This is a genomic window from Flavobacterium sp., from assembly GCF_027484945.1.
GTDB lineage: Bacteria > Bacteroidota > Bacteroidia > Flavobacteriales > Flavobacteriaceae > Flavobacterium.
This window is the reverse complement of the sequence record NZ_JAIXRZ010000028.1, coordinates 24,896-39,043: the sequence shown is the minus strand read 5'-3', so window position 1 is coordinate 39,043 and position 14,148 is coordinate 24,896. Positions and strand designations below refer to the sequence as shown.

At 38.5% G+C, this 14,148-nt stretch carries 11 protein-coding genes and 1 tRNA gene; 4 read left to right on the top strand and 8 right to left on the bottom strand.

What is annotated here, in order from left to right; translation table 11 throughout:
• The first annotated feature begins 47 nt into the window (after nt 1-47).
• The 4 genes from Q0039_RS04560 to Q0039_RS04545 all read left to right on the top strand — a co-directional run bounded on the left by Q0039_RS04560 (nt 48) and on the right by Q0039_RS04545 (nt 5,296).
• The gene (locus Q0039_RS04560) at nt 48-2,222 is read left to right on the top strand and encodes a polyribonucleotide nucleotidyltransferase (RefSeq protein ID WP_297509751.1); all 2,175 of its coding nucleotides are present in this window, start codon (nt 48-50) and stop codon (nt 2,220-2,222) included.
• Nucleotides 2,223-2,416: 194 nt separating this feature from the next.
• Nucleotides 2,417-3,280, top strand: coding sequence for a sigma-70 family RNA polymerase sigma factor (locus Q0039_RS04555; protein WP_073363102.1), 864 nt, complete (start codon nt 2,417-2,419; stop codon nt 3,278-3,280).
• 269 nt (nt 3,281-3,549) lie between these two features.
• Nucleotides 3,550-4,209, top strand: coding sequence for a ribulose-phosphate 3-epimerase (gene rpe, locus Q0039_RS04550; RefSeq protein ID WP_297509742.1), 660 nt, complete (start codon nt 3,550-3,552; stop codon nt 4,207-4,209).
• A 22-nt stretch (nt 4,210-4,231) separates the two neighbouring features.
• A complete protein-coding gene (locus Q0039_RS04545; protein ID WP_297509739.1) occupies nt 4,232-5,296 on the top strand; it encodes a glycosyl hydrolase 53 family protein in 1,065 nt (354 codons plus the stop codon).
• Nucleotides 5,297-5,443: 147 nt separating this feature from the next.
• Here the strand turns inward: Q0039_RS04545 and Q0039_RS04540 are convergent.
• The 8 genes from Q0039_RS04540 to Q0039_RS04505 all read right to left on the bottom strand — a co-directional run bounded on the left by Q0039_RS04540 (nt 5,444) and on the right by Q0039_RS04505 (nt 14,065).
• Nucleotides 5,444-5,517 (bottom strand) — tRNA-Arg (locus tag Q0039_RS04540).
• A 32-nt stretch (nt 5,518-5,549) separates the two neighbouring features.
• Complete coding sequence (locus tag Q0039_RS04535; protein WP_297509735.1) at nt 5,550-6,002, bottom strand: GatB/YqeY domain-containing protein; 453 nt, start codon at nt 6,000-6,002, stop codon at nt 5,550-5,552.
• Nucleotides 6,003-6,129: 127 nt separating this feature from the next.
• Entirely contained in the window at nt 6,130-8,154 is a 2,025-nt protein-coding gene (gene ftsZ, locus Q0039_RS04530) for a cell division protein FtsZ (RefSeq protein WP_297509732.1), read from the bottom strand.
• Nucleotides 8,155-8,191: 37 nt separating this feature from the next.
• Nucleotides 8,192-9,589 carry a cell division protein FtsA gene (ftsA, locus tag Q0039_RS04525; protein ID WP_297509730.1) on the bottom strand — a complete coding sequence of 466 codons (1,398 nt, stop codon included), beginning with the start codon at nt 9,587-9,589 and terminating at the stop codon, nt 8,192-8,194.
• A 29-nt stretch (nt 9,590-9,618) separates the two neighbouring features.
• Nucleotides 9,619-10,341 carry a cell division protein FtsQ gene (locus Q0039_RS04520; protein WP_297509727.1) on the bottom strand — a complete coding sequence of 241 codons (723 nt, stop codon included), beginning with the start codon at nt 10,339-10,341 and terminating at the stop codon, nt 9,619-9,621.
• Nucleotides 10,338-11,678 (bottom strand): UDP-N-acetylmuramate--L-alanine ligase, encoded by a 1,341-nt coding sequence (gene murC, locus Q0039_RS04515; protein WP_297509724.1) that lies wholly within the window; start codon nt 11,676-11,678, stop codon nt 10,338-10,340. The genes Q0039_RS04520 and murC overlap by 4 nt, the downstream gene beginning before the upstream one ends.
• A 1-nt stretch (nt 11,679) precedes the next feature.
• On the bottom strand, nt 11,680-12,774 hold the full coding sequence (murG, locus tag Q0039_RS04510; protein ID WP_297509721.1) for an undecaprenyldiphospho-muramoylpentapeptide beta-N-acetylglucosaminyltransferase: 1,095 nt from the start codon (nt 12,772-12,774) through the stop codon (nt 11,680-11,682).
• Between the two features lie 4 nt (nt 12,775-12,778).
• Nucleotides 12,779-14,065, bottom strand: a complete 1,287-nt coding sequence (locus Q0039_RS04505; protein WP_297509718.1) for an FtsW/RodA/SpoVE family cell cycle protein — start codon at nt 14,063-14,065, stop codon at nt 12,779-12,781.
• Nucleotides 14,066-14,148: the final 83 nt, after the last annotated feature.

Sequence of the window (14,148 nt, the reverse complement as noted above, 5' to 3'; positions counted from 1 at the left end):
AACAACAACACAACTAACCTTAATGTTTAAAACCTATTGAATTATTTATGATTCCAAAAGTAACCCAAGAAACGATTACTTTGGCAGATGGAAGAACCATCTCCATTGAAACCGGAAAATTGGCAAAACAAGCAGATGGATCTGTAGTTGTACGCATGGGCGATACCATGTTATTGGCTACAGCTGTTTCTGCACGTACTGCAAATCCCGGTATTGATTTTTTACCTTTAACGGTAGATTACCGTGAAAAATTTGCTGCTGCGGGACGATTCCCTGGCGGATTTTTCAAAAGAGAAGCGCGTCCGAGTGACGCTGAAGTGCTAACTATGCGTTTGGTAGACCGCGTGTTGCGTCCATTATTCCCGGATGATTATCATGCAGAAACCCAAATCATGATTCAATTAATGTCGCACGATGAAGAAGTGATGCCCGATGCATTAGCAGGTTTAGCAGCTTCTGCAGCTTTAGCGGTATCGGATATTCCTTTTTACAATTTGATTTCTGAAGTTCGTGTGGGCCGAGTTAATGGCCAACTCATCATCAACCCTAGTCGTGCACAATTAGAATTATCCGACATTGATATGATGATTGGTGCTTCAAAAGATTCAGTTTGTATGGTGGAAGGCGAGATGAAAGAAATCTCCGAAAAAGAAATGGTAGACGCCATTAAGTTTGCACACGATGCAATAAAAATTCAAATTGAAGCACAAGAGCGTATGCGCGCCGCTATTGGCACTCCTGCTTACCGGGAATACGAGCCAGAAAAAGAGAACAAAACAGTTTACGAAAAAGTACGTGCTGCTTGTTATGACAAATACTACGCCATTGCTCAAGCTGCTTCTTCAAAACAAGAACGTGGCGAAAAATTTGGATTAGTAAAAGAAGAAGTAGTTGCTTTATTCACCGAAGAAGAATTAGCTGAAAACGGTGATTTAGTAAGCAAATATTTATACAAATGCCAAAAAGAAGCGGTTCGTAATGTAATCCTTGATTTAGGAATTCGTTTAGATGGCCGCAAAACCACAGAGATTCGTCCTATTTGGTGTGAGGTAGATTATTTGCCAAAAACACACGGTTCGGCAATTTTTACCCGTGGAGAAACACAAGCTTTGGCGACGGTTACTTTAGGAACTTCTCGCGAAGCAAACATAATCGATTTACCATCAGAGCAAGGTGAAGAGCGTTTCTATTTACATTATAACTTCCCTCCTTTCTCAACCGGAGAAGCGAAACCGTTACGCGGGACATCGCGCCGTGAGGTTGGACATGGAAACTTGGCGCAACGCGCTTTGAAAAACATGATTCCTGCAGATTGTCCGTATACGGTTCGTGTGGTTTCTGAAGTTTTAGAATCAAATGGTTCATCATCAATGGCAACGGTTTGTTCGGGCACTTTGGCCTTGATGGATGCCGGCGTACAAATGATTAAGCCAGTATCGGGTATTGCAATGGGATTAATCACAGATGGTGAACGTTTCGCTGTACTTTCCGATATCTTAGGTGACGAAGACCACTTAGGTGATATGGACTTCAAAGTAACGGGAACAGCCGATGGTATTACAGCCTGTCAAATGGATATTAAAATTGACGGATTACGCTATGATATCATGGAACAAGCTTTGGATCAAGCACGCGAAGGTCGTATGCACATTTTGGGTAAACTAACCGAAACGTTAGCGACCCCAAGAGTTGATGTAAAACCACATGCGCCAAAAATCATTACTCGAACCATTCCAGGTAACTTTATTGGAGCGCTTATTGGCCCCGGTGGAAAAGTTATTCAAGAATTGCAAAAAGCTTCTCAAACGACAATCGTTATTAATGAAGTCGATGAGCAGGGTATTGTAGAAATTTTGGGTACAAACCAAGACGGTATTGATATGGTATTGGCAAAAATCGATTCGATTATCTTCAAACCTCAATTGGGAGAAACCTATGAAGTGCGCGTCATCAAAATGCTTGATTTCGGTGCAGTTGTAGAATATACCCAAGCTCCTGGCAATGAAGTGCTGTTACACGTATCGGAATTGGCATGGGAACGTACCGAAAAACCTTCTGACGTAGTGAATATGGATGATGTATTCGAAGTGAAATACTTAGGAATCGATCCTAAAACACGAAAAGAAAAAGTTTCGCGCAAACAATTATTGCCTCGTCCACCTCGAGAGGACAAAAAACCGTTTCACAATAAAGGTGAAAACAACCAAAATCAAGAAGGTTAATATTAATTAATTCTTTATACAATCCCCGATTCTTTCTTGAATCGGGGATTTTTTATTAACTTCTTTTGAAGAAAAGGTCGATTTATTCCCATTATATAACTATTTACAAAACAAATTTTACTTTTTGTGTAACTTTTTTGAAGGTACTAACGTAAAAGTAACTGAACACTTTAATTTAATAAGGAAAGAACATAATGAGACAACTCAAAATTACCAAGCAGGTTACCAATCGTGAAACTGCTTCCTTAGACAAATACCTTCAAGAAATCGGAAAGGTAGATTTGATTACCGCCGACGAAGAAGTAGAATTGGCACAACGTATTAAAGCAGGCGACCAACGCGCACTTGAAAAGTTAACCAAAGCGAATCTACGTTTCGTAGTATCTGTAGCTAAACAATACCAAAATCAAGGTCTTACCTTGCCCGATTTAATCAATGAAGGAAATCTAGGTTTGATTAAAGCGGCACAACGATTTGATGAAACCCGTGGATTTAAATTTATTTCTTATGCGGTTTGGTGGATTCGTCAATCCATTTTGCAAGCATTGGCGGAACAATCGCGTATTGTTCGTTTGCCGTTGAACAAAATCGGATCGATCAATAAAATCAATAAAATGTACGCGTTATTAGAGCAATCGAATGAGCGTCCGCCATCAGCAGAAGAAATTGCAAAGGAATTGGATATGACGGTTAATGATGTGAAAGAGTCCATGAAAAATTCTGGACGCCACTTATCCATGGATGCTCCATTAGTTGAAGGCGAAGATTCTAATCTTTATGATGTATTGCGTTCAGGAGAATCACCAAATCCAGACCGTGAATTAATTCACGAATCATTACGTATTGAGATTGAGCGTTCGTTAGAAACCTTAACCCCACGAGAAGCAGACGTTGTACGATTGTATTTTGGCTTGGGCGACCAACACCCTATGACTTTAGAAGAAATTGGCGAAACTTTTGATTTAACACGTGAACGTGTTCGCCAAATCAAAGAAAAAGCTATCCGACGTTTAAAACATACTTCCCGAAGTAAGATATTAAAAACCTATTTAGGTTAAATCATGTCGCTTTTTTGCTCCTAACACATTGGATTATATGAATAATTTTTACTTATTATAAAGATAAAACCCAATAAAAACTCTGGATAAATCCGGAGTTTTTTTTTTAGGGGAATCAAAACTCAATTCGTACACTAAAACTTACAATCTTTAGTATTTTATATTGATACTCATGCCGGCTTGTTTTGAAACACCTACCATGTATAATTCATAACATATAATTCAAATTAACTACTTTTGTACAACAACACAACAAATCACCTAATCGTATGAAAAATACCCTAATTGCGCCTTCAGTATTGGCTGCTGACTTTGCTTATTTACAACGTGATATCGAAATGATCAATCAATCCCAAGCGGATTGGTTTCATATTGACATTATGGACGGCGTTTTTGTGCCCAATATTTCGTTTGGGATGCCCGTTTTAGAAGCGATTCAAAAACATGCAAAAAAAACTATCGACGTACATTTAATGATAGTCGATCCCGACCGATACATTAGCACTTTTGCACAATTAGGAGCCAACATACTTACTGTTCATTACGAGGCTTGCACCCATCTACACCGAACACTTCAAGCAATTAAAGCTGCCGGTATGCAAGCGGGCGTAGCTTTAAATCCACATACCAACGTTAATTTACTGGAAGATGTTATCCAAGACATTGATTTGGTGTGCTTGATGAGTGTAAATCCTGGGTTTGGTGGACAGTCGTTTATTGAAAACACGTACTCCAAAGTGGAAAAACTCAAAGAATTAATCATTCGCAAAGGCGCTTCAACCCTAATCGAAATCGACGGTGGCGTAACCGATAAAAATGCCAAACAATTGGTACAATCCGGAGCCGATGTATTGGTAGCTGGAAGTTTTGTTTTTCGAGCACAAGACCCCCTTGAGACCATACAACATTTAAAAGTTATTACCCAATAAACCTAATGCCAAGTAAATTAAAGTGAAATATATACTTTTATCGTACTTAATCTTTTCCTTCATTTCATGTTCGAAAAAAGAGGATACTACAACACCTGCTCCCGAACTCCTCTTTTATCGTGCTGCCGATATGTCCTTTCTACCATTAATTGAAAGCGAAGGGGTTATTTATAAAAATAATAATATTGCCGAAGACCCAATTATTACCTTAAAAAATGCAGGATGCAATACAATACGTATTCGATTATGGCAAAACCCTTCCGACGGTCATAGTGGATTTACAGAAGTTAAATCCTTTGCACAACGCATTAAACAGGCTGGTTTAAAAGTTTGGCTTACCGTACACTATTCGGATACTTGGGCTGATCCAGGCCATCAGACCAAACCTGTTAACTGGCAATCTTTAAACTTTACTACGCTAAAGAATACTGTAAACACCTATACGAGTCAGATAATGACCGAAATTCAACCCGACATCATCCAAATTGGAAATGAAACGAATGACGGGTTTCTCTGGCCCGATGGAAAACTATCTATAAACGAATCCCAATACTTGCAGTTGGTCAATACCGCTTGCGCAGCTGTTAGAGCCAAATCCAATACCGCAAAAATTATGTTGCATTATGGCGGTATTTCGGGATCGGATTGGTTTTTTAATAAAGTGGCTATGGTAGACTATGATTATATCGGTCTTTCCTACTACCCTATTTGGCACGGAACCAGTTTGACGAATGTGCAAAACACCATCAACTCTTTGGGCCAAATGTATAACAAGAAAGTATTACTTGCAGAAACTTCCTATCCCTTTACCTTGGGCTACAATGATTATACCAATAATGTTGTGGGATTGAGCAACCAATTAGCTCCCGGATATTCAGCAACAACAAGCGGGCAACTTAGCTTCCTATCAGCAATAAAAAACAGTGTTAAACAATCTGCTCACGGGATTGGATTTTGTTATTGGGGAGCCGAATGGGTGGCTTTCCGTGGACCAAATGCAACCAATGGCTCCTCATGGGAAAACCAAGCCTTATGGGATTTTAATAACAATGCCTTACCCGTTTTAGATGCATTTGGTAATAATTAAAAAGATCCAAAAAAATTTAAAATAAAGTAAATATTCACGAACGGGATTCAACTCCATTGATCCCTCAAAGCTCCGCTTTGAAAATAAAAAAACCCAAAAGAAATTTTAAAATGAATTTTATTTCTTTTGGATTTTTTTATTTATTCGTGACCGCGGAGGGATTCGAACCCCCAACCCTCAGAGCCGAAATCTGATATTCTATCCAGTTGAACTACGCAGCCATTATTTACTATTCTAAATTTTAAATTATGAATTATGAATTTAAAAGTTTTTTTACAAGGGTTGAGATTGTTTTGCCATCGGTTTTACCTGCTAAAGCTTTTGTTGCTAATCCCATCAATTGTCCCATGGAAGCCATGCCCGTAAAACCATTTTCAGCGATAATTTTTACTACCACTGCCTCAACTTCGGCTTCGCTCAATTGTGCAGGCAAAAACTTTTCAATTACAGCAACTTGGGCCAATTCTGGCTCAGCCAAATCAGCGCGACCTTGATCCGTATAAATTGAAGCACTGTCTTTTCGTTGCTTAACTAACTTTTGCAACAACTTAATCTCATCCTCTGTCGACAAAGTATCAGATGCTCCTGCCTCGGTTTTAGCTAAAATAATTCCCGATTTAATTGCACGCAATGCCTCTAAAGCAACAGTGTCTTTAGCACGCATGGCATTTTTCATTTCGTCCATAATTTGGGATTCCAAACTCATAGTCTTGAGAATAAGTGGGTTATTACTATATTTTAACGTAACTGAAATTTTACTTAGGCAAAGGTAAAAAAATAACCCGAAAGAAACAATTTCTTCCGGGCTACCCCCATCTTTAATTAACTTATGATTAATCTACATTATCGTGTAAGAATGAATTGTTGGAACGCAATTGTATATCATCATTGCTATCTGTTCCTAAAGACATTCTGGATTGGTTATTTGCATTAGTTGTTGAATCTAAATCCACTCCCATACGCTTATAAGCAGGTTCTTTTTCTAACTCGTCTACTCGAGAGGGATTGTTATGAAATTTATAATTAAAATCTTTTAACTTTCTTCGACGCTCATCTGCACGCATTTTCAATGTATCCTCGATACTCATCTCTAATGGAGAAATATCATCTGAAGCGAAGGTAGAATACTTGGGTTGTGCAGGTTCAGCTGCTAGTTTAGTAGCGAAATTCAATTCTTCGTCGATGGCCTCTACCTCCTTATTTTCAATAATTTCTGGTTTTGATGATCCCAACAATTCATTTTCAATTTCCATATACTCTTCCAATGAATAGCGAATCACACCATTATCTACTTCCGTCATCGGTACAAACTCAACATGAGCATTCACTTTAATATTTTTTGTATCCTCTGTTAAGTCAAAAATAATTTTATTTTCTTCCGGAGTAACTGAAGCAGCAGGTTCGTTAATTGGCAAATCAAACGTAAATGTTGGCTGTATCTCCTCGTGGAATGTTAGTTGCTGTGCTTCATTGACAACAATAGTATTCACATCTACTGATGAAGTTGCAACTGGCGTTACCGATTCAGCAACAGGTGAAACGAATGAAAAATCTAAGTCTTTTATTGGCGAAACGATTTCAAAAGTCACATCCAAATTACGAATAAACTCATTCATTGGAATCAACTCATTTTCATTGATTATTGGAGTAGTTTGAGCCATTGGGACTTCTTCATCCAACAATTCGAAAACGATTTTTTCAGCAACTGCAACTACATCGGTCACAGGAGCAACAATAGTTTCCTCAATTTGATCTTCAATACTACGCTCAAAAACCGCTACTGTTTTCTGACTTAAATCACGAACTAATCGCTGTTCATCTTCTAAAGAGTGAATAATTTTACGCGGTTCGGTATTTACAATCTCTGCTTGTTGATCAGAAGTAAAACCCGTAGCAATAATTGTTACAGCAATTGCATCACCTAATGATTCATCTTCACCAACACCCATGATAATATTTGCATTATTACCCGCTTCCGTTTGGATATGATCGTTGATTTCTCCAATTTCATCAATTGTAATTTCACTAGTACCAGAAACGATAAGCAACAATACGTTTTTAGCACCATTAATTTTATTATCGTTTAATAGTGGAGAATCCAAAGCTGCTATAATTGCATCTTTAGCACGGTTATCCCCTGCAGCAGTTGCAGACCCCATGATAGCTGTTCCACTATTAGACAATACCGTCTTAGCATCTTTCAAGTCGATATTTTGCGTGTAATGATGTGTAATTACTTCAGCAATACCACGAGAGGCTGTAGACAAAACCTCATCTGCTTTAGAGAATCCGGCCTTAAAACCTAAATTCCCATACACTTCACGCAACTTATTATTATTAATTACAATCAACGAATCCACTTGTTTGCGCAAACGCTCAACACCAGCCATCGCTTGTTCTGAGCGAACTTTTCCTTCAAACTGAAATGGAATAGTAACAATTCCTACCGTAAGAATATCGCGTTCTTTTGCTAATTGAGCAATTACCGGTGCTGCACCTGTTCCTGTTCCGCCACCCATACCGGCAGTGATAAAGACCATTTTGGTGTTGTTATCCAACATTTTTTCAATCTCCTCAATGCTTTCAATTGCAGACTGTTGTCCCACTTCTGGATTTGCACCTGCTCCTAAACCTTCGGTTAGACCTACACCTAACTGAATTTTATTGGGTACAGCGCTATTTTGTAATGCCTGTGCATCCGTATTACAAATAACAAAGTCTACACCTTTAATTCCTTGTTTGAACATGTGATTGATAGCGTTGCTTCCACCGCCACCAACACCGATAACTTTTATAACATTTGATTGGTTTTTAGGCAAATCAAATGAGATGCTTCCAAATTCTGAGTTGCTCATCATACGATTTTGGTTTTGTTTGATTTTATATTTTGTCTACTTATTCTGCTTTGTCTAAAAAATCTTTAATTTTTTCTACATAACGATCAAAAAATGATACGCTAATCGGGGGCTTTTCATGGCCACCTTTTTCTTTCTCTTCTGGCACTTCTGGTTTAGGAAGATCTGTATCTTCAACAGTAAGCGTAGGTTCTTGCACCTCGGGCTGCTTATAATCGGCTATAACAACCGGTTCAGAAGCTTCTTGCGTTTCAATTTTATACGCACTTTGCGTATTTTTAGCAATACTGTTCATTACTAATCCAACTGCTGTAGCATACATCGGGCTTGATATCTCTTCACTTGAATTTCCTGCCAAATGTTCATTAGGATACCCCAAACGCGTATCGATTCCCGTAATGTATTCTACCAATTGCTTGATATGTTTCAATTGCGAACCACCACCGGTTAGTACAATACCTGCAATTAGTTTTTTTCTTGGCGTTTCATGACCATACGCTTTGATTTCAGCAAATACTTGCTCAATAATTTCAACAACACGGGCATGAATTATCAACGAAAGATTTTTTAACGAAATTTCTTTTGGATCACGACCACGTACTCCTGGAATGGATACAATTTCGTTTTCTTTATTTTCTCCAGGCCAAGCCGATCCAAATTTGACCTTTAACAACTCCGCTTGTTTTTCGATAATCGAACATCCTTCTTTTATATCTTCGGTAATTACATTTCCACCAAAAGGTACTACTGCGGTATGACGGATGATTCCATCTTTAAAAATAGCCAAATCGGTAGTTCCCCCACCTATGTCGATCAATGCCACTCCGGCTTCTTTCTCTTCTTGACTCAAAACGGCATCGGCTGAAGCTAACGGTTCTAGTGTTAAACCTGCCAACTCTATTTCTGCACTCTGTACACAACGTCCGATGTTACGAATTGAAGTCGCTTGCCCTACCACAACGTGAAAACTAGCCTCCAATCGTCCACCATACATCCCTATGGGTTCTTTAATATCGGACTGGCCATCAATTTTATACTCTTGGGGTAAAACATGAATAATTTCTTCCCCAGGCAACATGGCTAATTTACTCACTTGATCAATCAACAAATGAATATCTTTTTCGCTTATAACTTCATCTGGATTAGTGCGAATTAAGTAGTCTGTATGCTGAATACTACGAATGTGTTGCCCGGCAATTCCAACAACAACATCATTGATTTTGTAACCCGAATTTTCCTTAGCCTCATTTACTGCTTGTTGAATAGACTGGATGGTTTGGGTGATATTGTTGACCACGCCACGCGCCACTCCTAGACTCTTGGCTTTTCCAACACCTAAGATTTCGAGTTTGCCATATTCGTTTTTCTTTCCGATCATGGCAACAATCTTAGTTGTTCCAATGTCTAATCCAACGGCAATGTTTTCTTTCTGGTTCATAGTTTCAAAAATTGACACTTTCTGTTTATTTATCGGGTGCACACCACTTGTTTGGTAAAACGTAAGTTGATGCGTTTGTATTTTTCAATTGTTCTGTCGTTTACTGCTTTTTGAAAAAAAGCCTTGTAATTCATTAACTTACGTTCAATTCGAATCATTTTACCGAATTCGATTATGTAATCATAATTACGACTCGTAAGCTCCAAATTTTCGTCATCCAACACCGTAACTCCCACAATATTTTTTTTCAAAAACATATCGGCATGGATCTGTTTTAAAACTTGGGTCAACTTCGGGAGAATTTGTGGCTTTACATTTCCAAAAACCAATGGTACACGTGCCGTGTGATTTGGCGAAAGCGGCATTTCTTTTCCCTTTTGATCAATGTAATAAGAACGACTTTTTCCATAATAGCGCCCCACGGGCGTACGCGTAACTACTTCTGCTCGTAAAACACCATCAACACTACTGTAAACCTCTGATTTCTCAATCATTGGATTTTGGTTGATAGAAAACTCCAATTTATTCAAATTTAACTGCTCTAAACGAATGCTTCGCAGGTCAGTTTTATTTTCTATTAACAATTTATTAACCGTTTCCTGCCGCACAAAATTGGTGTTCGATCCAATAAAAACCACTTCGGTTTTTTTAAGGGTTCGCTGTCCATTTCTAATTTGTGCAAAAGCATACAAAAACCCCACCATCACTAGGATTAGCATCAATCGAACTGTAGACCATTTGATCATTTTCATAGCAATGCTTTTTTAATTTCGGGAACCATTTCTCCTAGATCACCTGCCCCAATAGTTACAAATACAAATGCATCATTATCCCTTAAAAAAGGAATGAGTTGTTGCTTCGTTACGAGCCGCACATTTGGATTGGTCATTTTACCCATCAACCACGTTGAACTTACTCCTTCCATAGGTAGCTCTCGAGCAGGATAGATATCCAACAATACCACTTCATCAAATTGCGATAAGCTCTCGGCAAACCCATCAACAAAGTCTTTAGTACGGCTGAATAAATGGGGCTGAAATACGGCGGTTACTTTTTCCCCGGGGTACAATTCGCGCACAGCTTGATGCACCGCATTAATTTCTGTAGGATGATGTGCATAATCATCGATATAAACTCTCTTTTCGGTTTTTATTTGATACGAAAAGCGACGTTGTATCCCTTGAAAAGATGCCAAAGCTTTAGCAATAGAACCGGTTGGGGTGCCGAACGTGTAGGCCATTGCTAAAGCGGTTAAGGCATTCATTAAATTATGATGCCCTGGCAAAGCAAAGGCAATATCTTTTATCGTTTCTGTTGGGGTTCTTACATCAAATAGGTAAGCGCTATTTTCGATGCGAATGTTGTGTACAACAAAATCGGCTTCTTCATTTATTGCTAATGTAGTCCCCTTTAAAGGCAACCCTTTTGGAATAAATAAATGCTTCGGATCCGTTACTTTAAAAGCAAACTCACAAAACGATTCTTGAATCGCCGTTGCATCTCCATAAATATCCAAATGATCCGCATCCATTGAGGTCACACATGCCAAATCAGGATGTAAGTATAAAAACGAACGATCAAACTCATCCGCTTCAACTACCGAAATCGACTTTCCTTTCCCAATTAAATTCGAATGATAATTTTCGACAATACCTCCCAAAAAAGCCGTCACATCGGCACCACTTTCATACAAGATATGCCCTAAAATACTGGACGTTGTTGTTTTTCCATGTGTACCCGCAACAGCAAAACAATAGGTATCTTTGGTAATCATCCCTAATACTTCTGCACGTTTTTTAATGGTATACCCTTTTTCTTGCAAAAATTTCCACTCGGAATGATTTTTAGGAATAGCCGGTGTTATTACAACTAACGTATTTTCTTGGGTATACGAAGCAGGAATTGCTTCAATGGAATCTTCAAAATGGATTTTCATACCACTTGCAATCAATTCATCTGTCAACCTTGTTGGAGTTTTATCATAACCCGATACACTTTTCCCAATGTACTGAAAATAGCGGGCTAAGGCACTCATTCCAATCCCTCCAATCCCAATAAAATAGACATTATGAATTTGATTTAGATTCATTCTATTTGTGCATTAATTTAATAATTTCATCAACAATTGCTTGGGTAGCATCGGGCTTACCTAAGCGTTTCATGGCGTCACTTAATTGGTGTTGCAGCACCTCGTTTTGCATTAAATCAACCATTGTTGTTTCAAATTGCGTATCCAATTCGGACTCACGCAACAACAAAGCACCTCCTTTTTCAACAATGGCCTTGGCATTTTTCGTTTGATGATCTTCTGCTACATTGGGCGATGGAATAAACAGTGTAGGTTTTCCCACCAAACACAGTTCAGACACTGATGAAGCACCGGCGCGCGAAATCACAAAATCGGCTGCTGCATAAATTAAATCCATACGATCGATAAATGCAACGACATGAACATTAGGCCGTGCTTCTAAATGTTTATATGCTTCGTAATATAATTTTCCGCATTGCCAAAAAACTTGTATATCGTGTTGAAGCAAAAAGTCGAGTTCTTTAGCAATTAATTGATTTATGCGGCGTGCGCCCAAACTTCCTCCTAAAACCAAAAGTGTTTTTTTATTGGGATCCAATTTAAAATAGTTCAATCCCTCTGTACGCTTAGAACCACTATCTAATAAATCTTGACGAACTGGATTACCTGTAAATACAATTTTTTCTTTCGGAAAAAAACGATCTAGATTTTCATAGGCTACGCAAATCACATTAGCTTTTTTACTCAACAGTTTATTGGTAATTCCGGGATAGGAATTTTGTTCCTGAACCACAGTAGGAATTCTTTTACGTATAGCCATTTGCAACAACGGACCGCTCGCAAAACCACCAGTACCAATCACCACGTCGGGTTGAAATTGCCTAATAATACGATCGGATTTTAGTAAACTGCTCAACAATTTAAACGGGAAAAGCATATTTTGAAAGGTGAACTTTCGTTGTAAGCCTGCAATCCATAGTCCTTCTATTTTGTATCCGGATTGAGGGACTTTTTGCATTTCCATTTTATCTTGTGCTCCAACAAATAAAAATTCAGCATCAGGAAAACGTTGTTTCAATGCGTTTGCAATGGCAATTGCCGGATAAATGTGACCCCCGGTTCCCCCTCCACTTAATATGAATTTATGTGTTTTCATCCGTTTAATTCATTACCGTATTTAATGGATTATTTGGTTCGTCATTCCCATCATTTTGCGCACGTTCTGCTTCTTCTTCGGCTAGAATTTGTTGATCTATTAATCGTTGTAAAGCCTCGTCACGGCGTTTTTTATCGGCTTCTTCTTGGGCAATTTCTTCTTCTTTTTTAGTAACACTTAAAATGATTCCAATCGCAATACAGGTCATCCAAAGCGAAGTCCCTCCTGAACTAACTAAAGGGAGTGTCTGACCCGTAACAGGGAGTAACTCTACAGCAACGGCCATATTTATCATGGCTTGAAATACTATAGGGAACCCGAGACTTATCACTAAAAGCTTTCCGAATAAAGTGGTGGCTTTATGGGAGGCAACTACAAACCGGAACAACAATAAAACATATAAAAACAAGATTGACAATCCGCCTATTAACCCATACTCCTCAACGATAATCGCATAAATAAAATCGGATGACGATTGCGGTAAAAAATTTTTCTGTACACTTTTGCCCGGACCCAATCCGTAAATTCTACCCGAAGCGATAGCCATTTTAGCGTTATCAATTTGGTAATTGTTTTCGTTGGGCTTGTCGGAGGTGAAATTTTCGACGCGACTTTTCCATGTATCTACTCGGTTTGGAAACGCTTTAGGAAAAGCAACAACCAACAATATAAAAAACGAAGCTGCTGCTACAGCCAATCCAAGAATCATTGCAATGTATTTGAATGGATATTTTCCAATGAACACAATCATAAGCACCATGAGAAAAATCAATGCGGCGGTCGAAAAGTTGGCCGGAAAAATTAATCCTACTGTGATAAACACATAAAGCCAAAGCTCAAATAAAGAATTTTTAAATGTTACGGGCGTTTCCCGTGTTTTGGTCAAATACCGTGCAACAAAAACATAGAGCACTATTGCTGCTAAAGCTGATGTTTGAAAGGAAATTCCAATAAATGGGATCTGAATCCAACGGCTAGCATTGGCGCCTTCGATTACATTTCCACGGATTAAGGTGTACAACAACAGCACCCAGACTATAGGAAGAATGATTAAAGATAACCTTCGAAAATAATGAAACGGAACTTTATGAACTTTATAAATAATAAAAAAACCAACCGTGATATGAAGCGCGTGTTTTACCAAATAAGTTAACACATTTCCCGAACCGTGGCGCGTATAGGCTAAATTACTACTTGCACTAAACACAGGCATAAATGAAAATACCGCCAAAAAGACTACCAAAGCCCAGATGACCTTATCTCCATGTAACCTACTGATTAATTGCTTCATAAAATTAGTTTTTTGTATTGGGTATTATCTATTGTATACGCGGGATTCTTTTACTTGACGGTTGCCCATGAAACGACTGCATT

What these genes read in the sequence shown, in the direction of transcription:
- Q0039_RS04560 (WP_297509751.1), top strand. Translation starts at nt 48, where the DNA reads ATGATTCCAAAAGTAACCCAAGAAACGATTACTTTGGCAGATGGAAGA.
- Q0039_RS04555 (WP_073363102.1), top strand. Translation starts at nt 2,417, where the DNA reads ATGAGACAACTCAAAATTACCAAGCAGGTTACCAATCGTGAAACTGCT.
- rpe (WP_297509742.1), top strand. Translation starts at nt 3,550, where the DNA reads ATGAAAAATACCCTAATTGCGCCTTCAGTATTGGCTGCTGACTTTGCT.
- Q0039_RS04535 (WP_297509735.1), bottom strand. Translation starts at nt 6,002, where the DNA reads ATGAGTTTGGAATCCCAAATTATGGACGAAATGAAAAATGCCATGCGT.
- ftsZ (WP_297509732.1), bottom strand. Translation starts at nt 8,154, where the DNA reads ATGATGAGCAACTCAGAATTTGGAAGCATCTCATTTGATTTGCCTAAA.
- ftsA (WP_297509730.1), bottom strand. Translation starts at nt 9,589, where the DNA reads ATGAACCAGAAAGAAAACATTGCCGTTGGATTAGACATTGGAACAACT.
- Q0039_RS04520 (WP_297509727.1), bottom strand. Translation starts at nt 10,341, where the DNA reads ATGAAAATGATCAAATGGTCTACAGTTCGATTGATGCTAATCCTAGTG.
- murC (WP_297509724.1), bottom strand. Translation starts at nt 11,678, where the DNA reads ATGAATCTAAATCAAATTCATAATGTCTATTTTATTGGGATTGGAGGG.
- murG (WP_297509721.1), bottom strand. Translation starts at nt 12,774, where the DNA reads ATGAAAACACATAAATTCATATTAAGTGGAGGGGGAACCGGGGGTCAC.
- Q0039_RS04505 (WP_297509718.1), bottom strand. Translation starts at nt 14,065, where the DNA reads ATGAAGCAATTAATCAGTAGGTTACATGGAGATAAGGTCATCTGGGCT.